This is a genomic window from Gordonia paraffinivorans NBRC 108238 (genome assembly GCF_000344155.1).
In the GTDB taxonomy this organism is placed as follows: domain Bacteria; phylum Actinomycetota; class Actinomycetes; order Mycobacteriales; family Mycobacteriaceae; genus Gordonia; species Gordonia paraffinivorans.
In genome coordinates, this window is record NZ_BAOQ01000016.1 from 41,602 (window position 1) to 56,887 (window position 15,286).

General features: G+C 70.4%; 14 protein-coding genes. 8 read left to right on the forward strand and 6 right to left on the reverse strand.

The window, feature by feature from the left end; all coding sequences use genetic code 11:
- Positions 1-7: 7 nt before the first annotated feature.
- Genes GP2_RS08785 through GP2_RS08795 form a run of 3 tightly spaced genes read left to right on the forward strand, consistent with a single transcriptional unit; the run spans position 8 to position 2,039 of the window.
- Positions 8-889, forward strand: coding sequence for an SCO6745 family protein (locus GP2_RS08785; protein WP_006900140.1), 882 nt, complete (start codon positions 8-10; stop codon positions 887-889).
- Positions 886-1,374 carry a nuclear transport factor 2 family protein gene (locus GP2_RS08790; protein WP_006900141.1) on the forward strand — a complete coding sequence of 163 codons (489 nt, stop codon included), beginning with the start codon at positions 886-888 and terminating at the stop codon, positions 1,372-1,374. Before GP2_RS08785 ends, GP2_RS08790 begins: the two co-directional genes overlap by 4 nt.
- An 8-nt stretch (positions 1,375-1,382) precedes the next feature.
- Positions 1,383-2,039: a phosphoribosyltransferase gene (locus GP2_RS08795; protein ID WP_006900142.1), complete on the forward strand. Its 657-nt coding sequence runs from the start codon at positions 1,383-1,385 to the stop codon at positions 2,037-2,039.
- 22 nt (positions 2,040-2,061) lie between these two features.
- On the opposite strand, the gene GP2_RS08800 is transcribed toward GP2_RS08795, so the two are convergent.
- From GP2_RS08800 to thiO, 3 genes are read right to left on the reverse strand one after another with little or no spacing between them, the layout of a single operon-like run.
- On the reverse strand, positions 2,062-2,889 hold the full coding sequence (locus GP2_RS08800) for a thiazole synthase (RefSeq protein ID WP_006900143.1): 828 nt from the start codon (positions 2,887-2,889) through the stop codon (positions 2,062-2,064).
- Complete coding sequence (thiS, locus tag GP2_RS08805) at positions 2,882-3,082, reverse strand: sulfur carrier protein ThiS (RefSeq protein WP_006900144.1); 201 nt, start codon at positions 3,080-3,082, stop codon at positions 2,882-2,884. The genes GP2_RS08800 and thiS overlap by 8 nt, the downstream gene beginning before the upstream one ends.
- Entirely contained in the window at positions 3,079-4,110 is a 1,032-nt protein-coding gene (thiO, locus tag GP2_RS08810) for a glycine oxidase ThiO (protein WP_040526682.1), read from the reverse strand. Before thiO ends, thiS begins: the two co-directional genes overlap by 4 nt.
- 345 nt (positions 4,111-4,455) lie before the next feature.
- Here thiO and thiE point away from each other — a divergent pair, with 345 nt between their 5' ends.
- The gene (gene thiE / locus GP2_RS08815; protein ID WP_168705538.1) at positions 4,456-5,076 is read left to right on the forward strand and encodes a thiamine phosphate synthase; all 621 of its coding nucleotides are present in this window, start codon (positions 4,456-4,458) and stop codon (positions 5,074-5,076) included.
- A 338-nt stretch (positions 5,077-5,414) separates the two neighbouring features.
- Positions 5,415-5,780, forward strand: coding sequence for a hypothetical protein (locus GP2_RS08820; RefSeq protein ID WP_040526683.1), 366 nt, complete (start codon positions 5,415-5,417; stop codon positions 5,778-5,780).
- Between the two features lie 31 nt (positions 5,781-5,811).
- On the opposite strand, the gene GP2_RS08825 is transcribed toward GP2_RS08820, so the two are convergent.
- A complete protein-coding gene (locus GP2_RS08825) occupies positions 5,812-6,294 on the reverse strand; it encodes an NUDIX hydrolase (protein ID WP_006900148.1) in 483 nt (160 codons plus the stop codon).
- A 352-nt stretch (positions 6,295-6,646) separates the two neighbouring features.
- On the opposite strand from GP2_RS08825, the gene GP2_RS08830 reads away from it, so the two are divergent.
- From GP2_RS08830 to GP2_RS08840, 3 genes are read left to right on the forward strand one after another with little or no spacing between them, the layout of a single operon-like run.
- Positions 6,647-8,098 carry a GlnX family signal transduction membrane protein gene (locus tag GP2_RS08830; protein ID WP_006900149.1) on the forward strand — a complete coding sequence of 484 codons (1,452 nt, stop codon included), beginning with the start codon at positions 6,647-6,649 and terminating at the stop codon, positions 8,096-8,098.
- Between the two features lie 11 nt (positions 8,099-8,109).
- A complete protein-coding gene (locus GP2_RS08835; protein ID WP_006900150.1) occupies positions 8,110-9,162 on the forward strand; it encodes a glutamate ABC transporter substrate-binding protein in 1,053 nt (350 codons plus the stop codon).
- A gap of 6 nt (positions 9,163-9,168) precedes the next feature.
- Positions 9,169-11,865, forward strand: a complete 2,697-nt coding sequence (locus tag GP2_RS08840) for a serine/threonine-protein kinase (RefSeq protein ID WP_006900151.1) — start codon at positions 9,169-9,171, stop codon at positions 11,863-11,865.
- A 26-nt stretch (positions 11,866-11,891) separates the two neighbouring features.
- Here the strand turns inward: GP2_RS08840 and GP2_RS08845 are convergent, their stop codons facing one another.
- Together GP2_RS08845 and pta are read right to left on the reverse strand one after the other, a co-directional pair.
- The gene (locus GP2_RS08845; RefSeq protein WP_006900152.1) at positions 11,892-13,100 is read right to left on the reverse strand and encodes an acetate kinase; all 1,209 of its coding nucleotides are present in this window, start codon (positions 13,098-13,100) and stop codon (positions 11,892-11,894) included.
- Positions 13,097-15,274: a phosphate acetyltransferase gene (gene pta, locus GP2_RS08850; RefSeq protein WP_040526666.1), complete on the reverse strand. Its 2,178-nt coding sequence runs from the start codon at positions 15,272-15,274 to the stop codon at positions 13,097-13,099. The genes GP2_RS08845 and pta overlap by 4 nt, the downstream gene beginning before the upstream one ends.
- Positions 15,275-15,286 lie beyond the last annotated feature (12 nt).

Consider the following 15,286-nt stretch of genomic DNA (forward strand, 5'->3'; position numbering starts at 1 on the left):
TGGGGGGATGACGTCCCCCCGGTCGGAGTCACCCGGCACAGAATCCGTCGCCCGTCTCGCCTACGAGACGCTCGAGCCGTTCCACATCCTCGCCTACTTCAACCCGGGACTCGTTCCGGCGCAGAAGGACACGGGTCTCGACGGCCACGCCTTCTACGTGGGCGCCCGGGCCGCGCCGCTGGGCCCGTGCGCCCCCGAGGTCGTCACCTCGACCTTCTACAACTTCAACCCCGAACTCGTCGCCAGGTCCTGGGCCGCGGCGGTCGACGCCGGGCTGGAGAAGGTCCACGAGCGCCGCAACGCGATGCTCGACGACTCGCTGCGGGAGATCCTCGGCGACGCATTCGACGACGCGCTGCTCGACGGACTCGCATCCGAGTACACCGAACTGGCCGCCCGACTGCCCCTGACGGGCCGGACCCTCGCGGCGGCCTGGGCGGCGGTTCCGCCCCCGGACACCCCGCGCCTGCGACTGTGGCAGGCGATCGCGGTGCTCCGGGAATGGCGCGGCGACAACCACATCGCGGCGCTGGTCCTCAACGGTCTCAACGGCTTCGATGCCGCGGTGTTCCACGAGGCGCAGTTGCCCGACCCGACCGTGAGCCGCCGGGTCATGGGCAAGCGGGTCGTGCTGCTGACCCGCGGGTACTCCGAACAGGACTGGGAGGACAGCGTCGACCGACTGGTCGCGGCGGGGCTCGCCGAACGCGACGAGCAGGGCCACCGTCTCACCGCACACGGGGCGGCGGTCTACGACGACATCGAGGCCACCACCGACGCCGCAGGCGAATCGGTCTGGGCGGGTTCGGAGGACCTGATCGAGCGCACCCGCCCCATCGTGAAGGCGGTCATCGACGCGGGAGTGCTCCCGGGAACGAGGAACAAGTGAACCAGCCCATCGACACCACCACGGCCGGCGACCTCGCCGCGGACCTGCGCGAGATCGAGAACCTCAAGTACCGCTACCTGCGGGCCCTCGACACCAAGGACTGGGCGACGTTCGAGTCGACGCTCACCGAGGACGTGACGGGCAACTACGGCGAGAGCCTCACCTTCGCCAACCGCGAGGAACTCGTCGGGTACATGCGCGCCAACGTCGGCCCCGCCGTCATCACCGAGCACCGCGTGGACCACCCCGAGATCGAGATCTCCGGCGACACCGCCCGTGGCCGTTGGTATCTGCAGGACCGGGTCATCGTCGCGGAGTTCTCGTTCATGCTGATCGGTGCCGCGTTCTACGACGACACCTACCGGCGCACCGCCGACGGCTGGCGGATCTGCTCGACCGGGTACGACCGAACCTACGAGGCCACTGTGTCCCTCGCCGACCTGCCGAGCTTCTCCCTCAAGGTCGGGCCCGCGGTCAACCTCTGAGGCCGGCGATGTCCTCGCGGGTGTTCCCCGATCGTCGGGCGGCCGGGCACAGGCTCGGCGGCCGGGTGGCCACCGTCCTGGCCCGGCGTCCCGACCTGGCACCCACGCGGCCGGTGGTGATCGGCCTGGCGCGCGGCGGCGTGCCCGTGGCGCGCGAGGTCGCCGACGCCATCGGCGGAGACCTCGAGACACTGGTCGTCCGCAAGATCGGTGCGCCGGGTCACGAGGAGTTCGCGATGGGCGCCGTCACCGCCGACCACCTGGTGGTCAACGACGACGTGCCCAACCGACTCGGGGTGTCGCGGGAGCAGTTCGACGCGATCGTCGCCCGCGAACGCCGGACGCTGCAGGAACGGGAGTCGCTGTACCGCGGCGGACGTGCGCGCATCGACGTCGCCGGGCGGCCGGTGATCCTGGTCGACGACGGTCTGGCCACGGGCTCCACGATGGCGGTCGCCGTGGACTCGGTGAGCGGGGCCGGCGCGTCGAAGGTCGTCGTCGCGGTGCCCACCGCCCCGTCGGACGCGATCGGCCCACTCCTCGACCGCGGCGTCGACGAGGTCGTCGTGCTCACCACACCGAAACCGTTCGAGGCGGTCGGCCGTTACTACCAGGACTTCGGACAGGTCGACGACGAGGACGTGATCGACTGTCTCGAGCGGTGACACCCCACCGATTTCGTAGAACTCACCGGGTTCTGGCGTCCACGTTTTCTACATCCAGACGCCGGTCGAGGCCCGGCGACGACGCCTTGGCCCAGAAACGCTTGGGTATCCGCCCCGCCCCGGCGGCCAGGCGCCCGGCGATCACGGCGTGGCGCATCGCCGACGCCATCCGCTCGGGGTTGTCGGCCCGCGTCACCGCGGTCGCGAGAAGGACTGCATCACAACCCAGTTCCATCGCACGTGCGGCATCGCTCGCGGTGCCGACGCCTGCGTCGAGGATGACCGGCAGCGGCTCGTCGTACGCCGTCGAGCAGTGGTCGACGATCATCTCGATGTTGTGCGGGTTCAGGATTCCCAGCCCGGTGCCGATCGGGGCACCGAGCGGCATCACCGCGGCGACGCCCAGGTCGGCCAGCCGCGCGGCCAGCACCGGGTCGTCGTTGGTGTAGGCGAGCACCACGAAGCCGTCGGCGACCAGTGCGGCCGCGGCGTCGACGAGTTCGATCGCGTCCGGCATGAGGGTCCGCTCGTCGGCGACGACCTCGAGCTTCACCCAGTTCGTCTCGAACGCCTCGCGCGCCAACTGGGCGGTGAGCACGACCTCGGCGGTGGTGTGGCACCCCGCGGTGTTGGGCAACACCGAGATCCCCAGTCGCTGAAGCAGATCGAAGACACCGGTGCCCGAGGCCGCATCGACCCGCCGCACGGCGACGGTGGTGAGCTCGGTGCCCGAGGCGATCAGGGCCCGTTCCAGGGTCGCGAGGTTCGTCGCGCCGCCGGTGCCGGTGATCAGCCGCGAGGTGAACTCCCGGCCGGCGATACGCAGCGGATCGTGTTCGAGCTCAGCCACCCTGCACCGCCGTCACGATCTCGACGACCGCCCCCGACGTCACGGTGTGGCCGCCCCAGAGCCCACGCGGGACCACCGAACCGTCGACGGCGACCGCGATTCCCCGATCGGGGAGGCCGAGTCGGGTGACGACGTCGGCCACCGACACCTCGCCCTCGATTCCGAGGGGTTCTCCGTTCACGGTGATGGTCATCGGTCTTCTCCTTCCAGGATCGCCACGACCCGGTGGGCGGTCAGCGGGGCGAGCACGATCCCGTTGCGGCCGTGCCCGGTCGCGACCACTGTGTTTGCGTCGACCCGTTCGATGATCGGCAGGCCGTCGGCGGTGCAGGGGCGCAGGCCGGCCGCGGCCTCGGTGAGTTCGTAGGTGCGCAGCCCCGGCATGACCTCGACCGCGTCCGCCAGGAGATCGGCCACCCCACCCGCCTGCGGGGTGCGGTCGGCGAGGTCGCCCGTCTCGTATTGCGTTGCGCCGACCACGATCCCGTCCGCACGCGGGACGAGATAGACCGCCCGGCCGTGGATGCGGGCACGCACGACGTGGGTCGGCGGCGGGACCGAGAGCCGAGTGCGGCGCAGGCGCAGGATCTCGCCTTTCGCCGCATGCATCCGGATGCCGGGGATCAGTGCGGGAGTGCCGAGTCCGGCTGCCACGAGCACCTGTTCGCCCGGCCGGAGGTCGGCACGGACGTCGGCCAGCGACCCGACGCGGGTGTCCACCACCTCCACCCCCGCGGACCCGACGGCCCTCCGCAGCGCGGACAGCAGCAGCCGGTTGTCCACCGACCACTCCCCCGCCGCGCGGTATCCGCCGACCAGCCGGGAGGACAGGGCCGGCTCCAGCGCACGGATCTCGCGGCCGGTCACCGCGTGCAGCGTCGCGTCGGTGCGGGGTTGCTGCGCCCACACGAAATCGGCCAGGTGGCGCAGGTATTCGGCGTCGGCGGCACCGGCCGCGACGAACAGCGAATCGGTGGCGGTGACGATGGCGGGTTCGTCGAGTCGCCGCACCAGGTCCGGCCACCGTCGCACCGATTCCACGGACAGGGCGAGCGCCTCCTGCTCACCGGGTTGGCCCTCGCCCAGCGACCCGAGCATCCCGCCGGCGACCCACGAGGCGCGCTCGGCGTGCCCGGCGTCGAGGACTCGCACCCGCCGGCCGGCGTCGGCTGCGGCGAGCGCGCACGTCAGACCGATGACGCCACCGCCGACGACGGTCAGCGAGCGACCGCCGTGCTCGACGGCACCGCCGTGGGAATGCTCGGGGTTCCGGCTCGCGCCGGGGTTGTCTCGTTGGCTCACGCCGAGTTTCACCTTCCTTCGCCGGAATGACCCGGATCAGGTTCGACGGTCAGCGGAATCGGTCCGCACTCTCAGCCCGGCCGCCCGGACTCCCGTGTGTTCTCGCCGACCACCATACGCCCGCTCCCTGCGTGCGTCGTTAACCTGGTCGCCGTGACCTCGCCCCTCGGACACGACCCGACCCCATCCGGCCCCGCGCCCCGCCCATCCGGCTCCGCGCCGCGCACGGACCGGCTCCGCCGCCTCGACGCGGCCCGGCTCTATCTGTGCACGGATGCGCGGCGGGAGCGCGGCGACCTGCTCGACTTCGTCGACGCGGCGCTCGCCGGCGGGGTCGGCATCGTGCAGCTCCGGGACAAGGGCTCGACGGGGGAAGAGCGCTTCGGCGTCCTCGAGGCGCGTGAGGAACTCGCGATCCTGGCCGACCTCCGCCGGGTCGTCGACGCCCACGGAGCGCTGCTGGCGGTGAACGATCGCGCCGACATCGCCGCGCTGTCCGGCGCCGACGTCCTGCACGTCGGGCAGGGCGACCTGAGCCCGGAGGCGGCGCGCCGCATCGTCGGACCGGACGTGATCATCGGCGCGTCGACGCACGATCCGGAGCAGGCGGCCGCGGCCGCCGCGGACCCGGACGTCGACTACTTCTGCACCGGCCCCTGCTGGACCACGCCCACCAAGCCGGGCCGCGCCGCAGCCGGACCGGACCTCGTCAACAGCACCGCGGCCACCTCGCCGCCGAAGCCGTGGTTCGCCATCGGCGGCATCGACGCCGCACGCGTCCCCGAGGTGGTCGCCCGGGGCGCGCAGCGGATCGTCGTGGTCCGCGCGCTCACCGCCGCCGACGACCCGACGGGTGCGGCCCGCGAGCTCCTCGACCTGCTGTAGCCCGGCGGGGATCTCCCGGAAAACCGTTTGCACGCCGGGCGCGGGCAGGTCTACCCTGGTCGGACCATGTGCATCAATCGAGTGCTCGTAACCCGCCGCAGCGGGGTCTGATCTGACCGACCCCCCGCTGCGGGTCGGTTGCGCTCATCTGTCGGTCATCCGTTCTTCGACCGAAATCGGTTTTCACGATGCATCTGCTTCAACTACCTTCCGCATCCTCTTCTCGTGACGAACTCACGAGGGGCTTCGCGCACGGCGAGCGCGCGGCATCCGAGGACCCGTTCATGACCCGATTCGCCCGACCGCTGCCGACCGGTCTCCGCGACGAGGCCCGCGGCATGAGCTGGCAGCGCTTCACCGACGAGTACGCCGCACCCGGCACCGTCCGCCTGGGTTCGTGGTCGGTCGTCCCGACCCGCGGCGACCTGGTCGAGTGCCGGGCGACGATCGCCGTCGCCGACCGGATCATGTCGTGCGGCGCGACCGCGGCCGGGCCGCTGGGCGCCATGACCTCGATCCTCGGCGACCTCGGGGTCCCGATCCAGATCGATCGTCTGCATCAGCGCGAGCTCGACGGCACCTTCGCGACCTTCCTGCTGTGTGCGAACGACTGGCGCCGGGCATGGTCGTATGGCGAGGGCGCCACCGGCGACGAGGCCGGGATCGCGGCATTGATCGCCGGGGCGAACCGGCTGCTGGGGTGAGCGCGGACAGCTGATGCCGCCGTCGGCTTGGTCAGCCCTGCGGATCGAGCGCGGAGATCCGCTCGCGCAGCATCGGCCAGGCCGAACCGAACGCGGGGTGCAGCGGCAACGTGTGGACGTGCCGCTCGTCGACCCACCGCAGTTCCGTCGACTCGAAGTTGGCGACCGTCGCGACCGGCTCGTCGGTCTCGGCGATGACCGTGGTGTAGGTCCAGCCGCTGGGGGATTCGTGCGTGACGACCGCTGCGACGACGCGCAGGTCGTCGCGGTTGATGCCGGCCTCTTCCTCCGCCTCGCGGATCGCGGTGTCGATCGCGCCCTCGTGGGAGTCGCGCGCCCCGCCGGGCAGCGCCCATGTGCCGCCCTGATGGGACCACGCCGCACGATGCTGGAGCAGCACCCCGGTGCAGCCCTCGGGCAGCGGGGCGCGCAGCAGCAGTCCTGCCGCACCGTGCACACCCCAATACCGTGACCCGTCGGGATCGATCACCCAGCCGTCGCCGTCTCCGCGCACCACGCCTCCTAGCGACCCGACCATCCGCTCGGTCGGGTTCATTCCACCGTAAGTGACGCTCGCCCGGCCTGCCAGGGTGATCGCGAACCCGTCACGGCCGACCACCCGCGACGAGAGCCGACCTGAGGAAAACCTCCGGCGAAATCTCGGGATCATCGGTTGGCCGACGTGCCGCGTGATGCCTCGGGGAACCATGCCGGATGGCATAGGCTGAAACACGCAGGACCCGGTGAGCGATGACACCGACAGCGTCGGAGCTCCGGATGTGGTCGCGGTGGAGGATCCGACACCTCCGGCTGACCCATCGACCCACCGGAGACGATCCACGGCGAGCTCAGAAGGGATCAAGAAGGTGACCGGCGACGCGTCCTCCGTGCGGACGGTGCTGACGCGTGGCGGTCGGACGATCAGACCGGCCCAGGCCTCGCCGCCCATCCGTCAGGTCCTCGCCGACCGGCGGGAACTCATCGCCGCGGCGCGGGAGCGCGCCCAGTCCCCGTTCCAGACCATCCGCACCTACGCGCTCACCACGCCGGGCAAGCTCATCATCATCTGCCTGCTCCTCGCGGCCGGGTCCATCATCACCGGCGTGTACGCGTCGACCGTGCTCGACGACCGCACGCGGACACTGCAGCGGCTCATCGATCACACCGAACCCCTCGCAGAGGCGGCGCAGGTCCTCTACAGCTCGTTGTCCATCGCCGACGCCTCGGCCAACGCCGCGTTCATCTCGGGCGGACTCGAGAGCCCGGAACTGCGCCAGCGCTACGCCGACGCGCTCGCCACGGCGTCGTCGTCGCTGATCCTGGCGACCGGGACGGCGAGCGAGCCCGGGTCGGAGTCCGCAGAGGACGCCACCGAACAGGCGATCTCCGCCGACCTCGAGACGCTGTCGACGTCCATCCCGGTCTACAGCGGCCTGGTCGAGACCGCCCGCACCAACAACAGGCTGGGCAACCCGATCGGCTCGGCCTACCTCGGCCAGGCGTCCGCGCTGATGCAGGACAAGATCCTGCCGGCCGCGCAACGCCTCTACGAGCTGCGGTCGATGGCGATCGCCGACCCGCAGCAGTCACTGACCCGGCCGCCGTGGACGGTGTACGTCCCGCTGCTGTTGCTGCTCACCGCGTTGGTGCTGACCTCGCGCTTCCTCGCCCGCAAGACCCGGCGCCGGTTCAACATCGGCCTCCTCGCCGCGATGGCGGCGCTGACCCTGGGCACGGTGTGGCTGCTCGTGTCCGGCCTGATGTCGGTGGCCGCGACGGCCGACGCCCGCAATCATGGCGCCGACCCGCTGCACGAGCTGACGGCCGCACGAATCCTGACCCAGCAGGCACGCTCGGCGGAGACGCTCTCGCTGATCCGGCGCGCCGACCAGGGCGGGCTCGAACGGACCTTCTCGGCCACCACGTCGAAGATCGACGACATCCTCGACGACGTCCGATCCACCGCCGAGGAAAGCTCCGACTCGGTGACCACCGAACAGCTCGACGCGGTGGGCCGGGCGCTGGTCGACTGGAAACGCACCGACGCCGCGATCCGTCGCTACATCCAGTCCGGCGACTTCGACCGCGCGCGACAGCTGACCGTCGGCGACGGACGCAACAGCTCCGCCCTGGCCTACGCCGCCGTCGACTCCGGACTGGTGGAGGCGATCACGACCGCCCGCACCGCCTTCCGCGACGACATCAACACCGCCCAACGACTCCTCGGCTTCACCGGGACCGGCATCCTGCTGTTGTCGATACTCGCGGCCATGGCCATCGTGGGCGGTCTTGTCCCCCGCATCCGGGAGTACCGATGACACGAGTACCGATGACACGAGCATCGAAGACACCACGCCTCCGCGCACCCGCCCCGACCCGGTCGGTGCGGACGTCAACGGCGCCACGCCGGCTCCCGCTCCTCGCCGCAGTCCTCGCACTCGTCGCCGTCGTCGCGACCGGCTGCGTCCGCTTCCCGGCCGAGGAGTCGCCGCCGCCGACCGCAACGGCCGACCCCCTGGTGCTGCCCGGCGTGCAGACCGACGTCCCGATCGAGCCGCCGCCGAGCTCGGAGGCGTGCAACGCGACTCAGACGCTGCGCCCGCCGGCCGAGATGCCCGAACCCGCCCGCATGCCTCCGGGTTCGACGATGGCCGAGATCTTCGAACGCGGCCGGCTCATCGTCGGCCTGGACATCGGTTCCAACCTGTTCAGCTTCCGCGACCCGATCTCCGGCGACATCGAGGGCTTCGACGTCGACATCGCGCACGCGATCGCCGAGGCGATCTTCGGCGACCCGCAGCGGGTCGAGTTCCAGGTCCTCAGCTCGGCGGAGCGGGTCGACGCATTGCGCGACCACACCGTCGACGTCGTCATCAAGACCATGAGCATCACGTGCGACCGGCTCGACGACATCAGCTTCTCGGCGCCGTACTACGTTGCCTCACAACGCATCCTGGCATTCCGCAACTCCGACATCCGGGGTCCCGCGCAGCTGGCCGGCAAACGGGTGTGCGCGGCACGCGGCGCCACGTCGATCGGCCGCATGCAGTCGATCCAGCCGAAGGTCGAGATGGTGACCACGTCGACCTGGGCGGACTGTCTCGTCCTGATGCAACAGGGTCAGGTGGACGCGGTCACCAGCGACGACGCCATCCTCGCGGGTCTGGCGGCCCAGGATCCCTGGGTGCAGGTCGTCGGCCCGAGCCTGGGCGAGGAGTTCTACGGGGTGGGCATCCCGAAGGGAGAGGACGACATGGTCAGGTTCGTCAACGGCGTCCTCGAGGAACTCCGCGCCACCGGCCGCTGGCAGGAGATCAGAAACCGGTGGCTGTCCATCCTCGACAGCGGATACGGCGCCCCGCAACCGTCGTACCGGGACTGATCGGCGATGGAACACACCCCCGACCCGACCGACCACGAACCCCTCGATCCCGCGGGGCGTCGGGACCCTGCGCAGACCGAGGAGGTCGGCACCCAGCGTGTCTCGCTCGCCGATCTCATGGGCGACGACGAGGCGGGCACCGAGCGCCACACCACCGACCGCAACCATCCGGACTCCTCGGGAGACGATGGCCGTCCCGAGGAGGGCACCACCGACGAGGTCGTCGAGGTGGGCACGCAGAAGGCCGACCTGTCGGCCCTGGTGGACGACGACGAACCCGGCGACGACCAACCCGGCGGCGACCGACCCCATGACGACCAACCCCACGACGACGGTCGCGGGGAGGACGAGTTGACCACGCAACCGCGGACCACCGACCCCGCGGTCGGCACCCAGAGAGCCGCACCGGCCTTCACCGTAGGAACCCCCGGCCGGGAGCCCGCCGACGCCCGCACCGACAAGGTTCTCCGGCCTCCCCCGCCCGCGCCGCCCGTCGACTCGGGCCCCCTCGGCCGGCGTCTCGTCCCCCGGCGTCGCCCGCCGGTGCACGAACGCCGACTCGGCGGCGGCCTGGTCGAGATGCCGAAGATCCAGGACATCGAACCCGCGGACGCGGTCATCGACGATCCGGTCATCGCGGAGAGCAAGCGGTTCTGCTGGCGCTGCGGCAAACCCGTGGGCCGTTCCGAGGGCGAGGGTCAGGGGCCGCCGTCCGGCGACTGCCCGAACTGCGGCGCCCGTTACTCGTTCGTCCCCGGACTGGCCCCCGGCACGCTCGTCGCCGACCAGTACGAGATCGCGGGCGCGATCGCCCACGGCGGGCTCGGGTGGATCTACCTGGCCATCGACCGGAACGTCTCGGACCGCCCCGTCGTCCTCAAAGGCCTTCTGAACTCCTCGGATTCGGAGGCGCAGCGGGTGGCCGTGGCCGAGCGGCAGTTCCTGGCGTCGGTGAACCACCCCGGAATCGTCAAGATCTACAACTTCGTCGAACACGTCGCCGACAACGGCGATCGCTTCGGCTACATCGTGATGGAGTACATCGGCGGCCAGACCCTCAAGCAGATCACCTCCGGTGACGCCGGGAAATCGCTGCTGTCGGTGGAGCAGGCCCTCGCCTACATGCTCGAGGTGCTGCAGGCCGTCGGCTATCTACACTCGGTCGGTCTCGTCTACAACGACGTCAAGCCGGAGAACATCATGGTCAGCAGCGACGAGGTCAAGCTCATCGACCTCGGCGCGGTCTCCCCCATCAACGGTTACGGCCACCTGTACGGCACCCCCGGCTTCCAGGCTCCGGAGATCGTCAAGACCGGCCCCCAGGTCGCCACCGACATCTACAGCGTCGGACGCACTCTCGCGGTGCTCACGGTTCCCGTCGAGATGCGCGGAGGGCGCTACGTCGACGGCCTGCCGTCGCCCGAGGACACCCCGGTGTTCCGCGACAACCCGTCGTTCTACCTGCTGCTGCAGCGTGCCACCGCACCCGACCCGGCCGACCGGTTCGCCTCCGCCGAGGAGATGAGCACCCAGGTCCTCAACGTGCTGCGCGAGACGGTCGCGGTCCACACCGGCGTCCCGCGTCCGGCGTTGTCCACCGTGTTCACCCCGCAGCGCTCGACCTTCGGGACCGACCTCATGCTCGCCCCCGTCGACGGTTTCTTCGACCCCGACCAGGCGGCGTTCTACGACCCGGTCGACATCGCCAACGCGCTGCCGCTGCCGCTGGTCGACCCGCTCGACCCGGCCGCGGGCCTGCTCACATCGGCGGCGTTGTCGGACCCCCGACAGACCCTCGACACCATCAAGACCGCACGGGCGGAACGGTTCGCGTCGCTCTTCAACGGCCGGCCCAGCGACAACGAGCACCCATCGCTGGAGATCGACCTCGCCGAGGCCCGCGCCCACCTGCAGCTCGACGACGTCGACACCGCGTTGTCGCTGCTGCGGGAGGTCCGTGTGCACCACGGCGATTCGTGGCGCGTCGAGTGGTACATGGGCATCTGCGCACTGATGAACGACGAGCCGGAACTGGCCTACGAGCGGTTCGACGAGGTGTTGCAGGCGATGCCGGGCGAGGTCGCGCCGAAACTCGCGGTCGCCGGCACCGCCGAGCTGATCGGCCGCTGGCTCGCCGACGAGAAGGAGTCGAAGAACGCCGACGCCAAGATCGACCGTCTCTATGACGTCGCGCAGCACCACTACCACGACCTGTGGCTCACCGACCACAGCATCGTCACCGCGGCATTCGGGCTCGCACGCCTGGCCGTCGCGGCCGGCGACTACGAGGGGGCGGTCCGGCCTCTCGACGAGGTTCCGCCCACCAGCAGGCATTTCAACACCGCGCGGCTGACGGCCATCATGGCACTGGTGCACGGCCGTCCCACCTCGCAGGTCACCCGGGAGCAGATCGTGCAGGCGGCACGGCGCCTCGAGCAGATCCCCGACACCGAGCCGCGCAAGCCGCGAATGCTGCTCATCGTGTTGGGCACCGCGCTGGGCTGGATCGTCGACCATCCCGAGGAGGTCGATTCCGAGAAGGAACCCTCGACCATCCTCGGATTCCCGTTCACCGAGTACGGGATCCGCGTCGGGACCGAGAAGTCGCTGCGGCGATTGGCCCGCCAGACCCGCACCAACCGGGAGCACCGGTTCATGCTCGTCGATCTGGCGAACTACGTGCGTCCGAACACGCTGTTCTGAGGCACGCGACCACCCCGCCCCGAGACCTACAGGGCCGCAACCAGTTCTGCCGACTGCCGCGCGATCGCGAGCTCTTCGTTGGTGGGCACCACGAGCACCTCGACCGCGCTGTCGTCGGCGGAGATCCGCCGCGCCTCACGGCTCGTGGCGGCGTTCCGCTCCGGGTCGACGACGATCCCGAAGTGCTGCAGCCTGTCGAGGGCGTCGGCACGGACCCGGGGCGAGTTCTCGCCGACGCCTGCGGTGAAGGTGATGGCGTCGACCTTGCCCAGCTCGAACGCGTAGGCGCCGATGTAGTGCCGCAACCGGTGGATGTAGACGTCGTAGGCACGGCGGGCGTTCTCGTCGCCGGCGTCGATCAGCCCGCTGATGGACCGGAAGTCGTTCTCCCCGCACAGTCCCCGCAGCCCCGACCGGTGATTGAGGAGGTCGTCGATCTCGTCGACGCCCAGGGCGGCGACGCGGTGGAGGTGGAGCACCAGTCCGGGATCGATGTCGCCGCTGCGGGTTCCCATGACCAGGCCCTCGAGCGGCGTCATGCCCATGCTGGTGTCGATGGGCCGGCCGCCCGCGATCGCCGACGCCGACGCGCCGTTGCCGAGGTGCAGGACGATCTGGTCGAGGTCGGCGAGGTCGCGCCCGAGGAACCCGGCCGCCTGCGCCGACACGTACTCGTGGCTGGTCCCGTGGAACCCGTAGCGCCGGATCGCGTACTCGGCGGCGAGCTCGCGGTCGATGGCGTAGGTGGCGGCGGCCGGCGGGAGGCCGTGGAAGAAGGCGGTGTCGAACACCGCGACCGCCGGGACGTCGGGCAGCAACTCCCGGGCCGCCTCAATGCCCACCAGGTTCGCCGGATTGTGCAGCGGCGCAAGGGTGGCGATGCGCTTGATCTCCGACATCACCCAGTCGTCGACTAGGGTCGGCTCGTGGAATGAGCGTCCGCCGTGCACCACTCGGTGGCCGACGGCCGCCAGGCCCGCCCGGGTCAGGTCGATGCCGTTGTCGGCGAAGAACTGTTCGGCTCGGCGTACCGCGGCCAGGTGGTCCGGCAGCGGTAGCTCCTCGGTGACCGACTCGCCGTTCTGCGCATGGGTGATCGACGAACCCTTCTCCCCGATCCGCTCGGCGATCCCGTCGGCGATGACGTGGCCGGTGTCCGGCTTCACCAGTTGGTATTTCAGCGACGACGAGCCGGCGTTGAAGACGAGGACGGCGCCCTCGGTGTCCGCGGTCATCGGATCTCTCCCGTCGGCTCGGAGGTCGATCTCGCGGCGCCGTCCTGCTGGGCCTGGATGGCGGTGATGGCGACGGTGTTGACGATGTCGGACACGAGCGCACCTCGGCTCAGATCGTTGATCGGTTTGTTCAGGCCCTGCAGGACCGGGCCGATGGCGACCGCGCCCGCGCTGCGCTGCACCGCCTTGTAGGTGTTGTTGCCGGTGTTGAGATCGGGGAAGATCAGCACCGTCGCACCACCGGCGACCGGCGAGTCGGGCATCTTCGTCGCGGCCACCGACGGCTCGACCGCGGCGTCGTACTGGATGGGCCCTTCGACGAGCAGCTCCGGTGCGCGTTGGCGGACGAGTTCGGTTGCGGTCTTCACCTTCTCGACGTCGGCGCCGGAGCCGGAGGTCCCGGTCGAGTAGGACAGCATCGCCACCCGCGGCTCGATTCCGAAGGCCTCGGCGGTCTGCGCGGACGAGATGGCGATGTCGGCGAGTTGCTCGTCGGTGGGATCGGGCACGACCGCGCAGTCGCCGTAGGTGAGGACGCGGTCGGCCAGGCACATGAAGAACACGCTCGACACCGTGGACACGCCGGGCTTGGTCTTGATGATCTCGAACGCCGGCCGGATGGTGTGGGCCGTGGTGTGCGAGGCGCCCGAGACCATGCCGTCGGCACGCCCGGTGTGCACCATCATCGTCCCGAAGTAGGAGACGTCGCGCATCTTCTCCTGTGCCGTCTCCAGATCCACGCCCTTGTCCTTGCGCAGGTCGGCGTAGATCCGGGCGAACTCGTCGCGCCATTCGGAGGCGACGGGATCGATGACGGTGACGCCGGTGAGGTCGAGCCCGAGTTCGGCCGTGCGGCGCCGGACCGCGTCGGGGTCACCGAGCAGCGTGAGATCGGCGACCCCGCGTCGCATCAGGCGATCCGCAGCCCGCAGGATGCGGTCGTCGTCGCCTTCGGGGAGCACGATGTGTTTGCGTTCCGCACGCGCCCGGGTGATGAGCCGGTACTCGAACATCTGCGGCGTGACGACGGTCGGTGACGCGACGTTCAGGTTGCGCATGACCTGTTCGGGGTCGGCGTGGGTCTCGATGAGCGCCAGGGCCGCCTCGATCTTGCGCGCCGATCCGGCGTTGAGCCGTCCGCGCGTGTGGGCCGCGGTCCGCGCGGTGTCGTAGGTGCCCTGCGGGCAGGAGAGGATCGGCAAAGTGGGTTTCAGCCCGGTGACCAGCGCCTCGATCATCGGGTGCGGTTTGAGGCCGCCGTTGAGGATGATGCCCGACAACCGCGGGAATCCCTCCGCGGTGTTGGCGTTGACGAGTGCCAGCAGGACGTCGGACCGGTCGGCCGGCGTGATGACCACCGTGCCGTCGGTGAGGCGTTCGAGGATGTGCTCGACCGTCATGCCGCCGACCATGACCCGCATCGCCTCGTGGTCGAGGAGGTCCTCGTCGCCGCTGTACATCGTCGCGCCGAGCGCCTCCTTCAGCTCGGCCATGGTGGGGGCGAACAGGACGGGCTCCTCCGGCAGGCACAGAGCGGGGATACCCGTGCGCCCCAGCGCTTCCCGGATCTCGTCGAGACGCTCGGGGTCGCACCGGTTGGCCACCAGCGCGATCGGGGTGGCGTGCGCGCTGCGCACCTCGGCGACGAGCCCCTCGGCGAGTTCTGCCACCTCACCCGGGGTTCGCCCGAATGCCTTGAGCACCAACACCATCGGCGCCGACAGGTTGGCCGCGATCCGCGCGTTGTAGCCGAGTTCCGAGGGTGTGCCGACGTCGCTGAAGTCCGAGCCGACGATCACCACCCGATCGCACTGCGCGTCGAGCGCGTGGTAGCGGTTCACGATGTCGCCGACCGCTCCCTCGGGGTCGGAGTGGACCTGTTCGTAGGTGACCCCGAGGCAGTCCTCGTAGGGGGCGTCCACCGAGTCGTAGTCGATGAGCAAGTCGAGCATCGGATCCCGCCCTGCGGGGCCCGCCCTGGTGATCGGACGGAACACGCCGACCCGCCCGCCGGTGGCCGCGAGCAACGCCAGGAGCCCCAGCGCCACCACCGACTTCCCGGTCTCCCCTTCTGCGGAGGCGAGATAGATGCTGGTCGACGACCCCGCATCGGCTCCGTGATCGTCGGCTGAGGGGTCGGGGGCGGCAGCGTCGGTGGCCATGCGCCCCAGCATATCGGCGCCCGG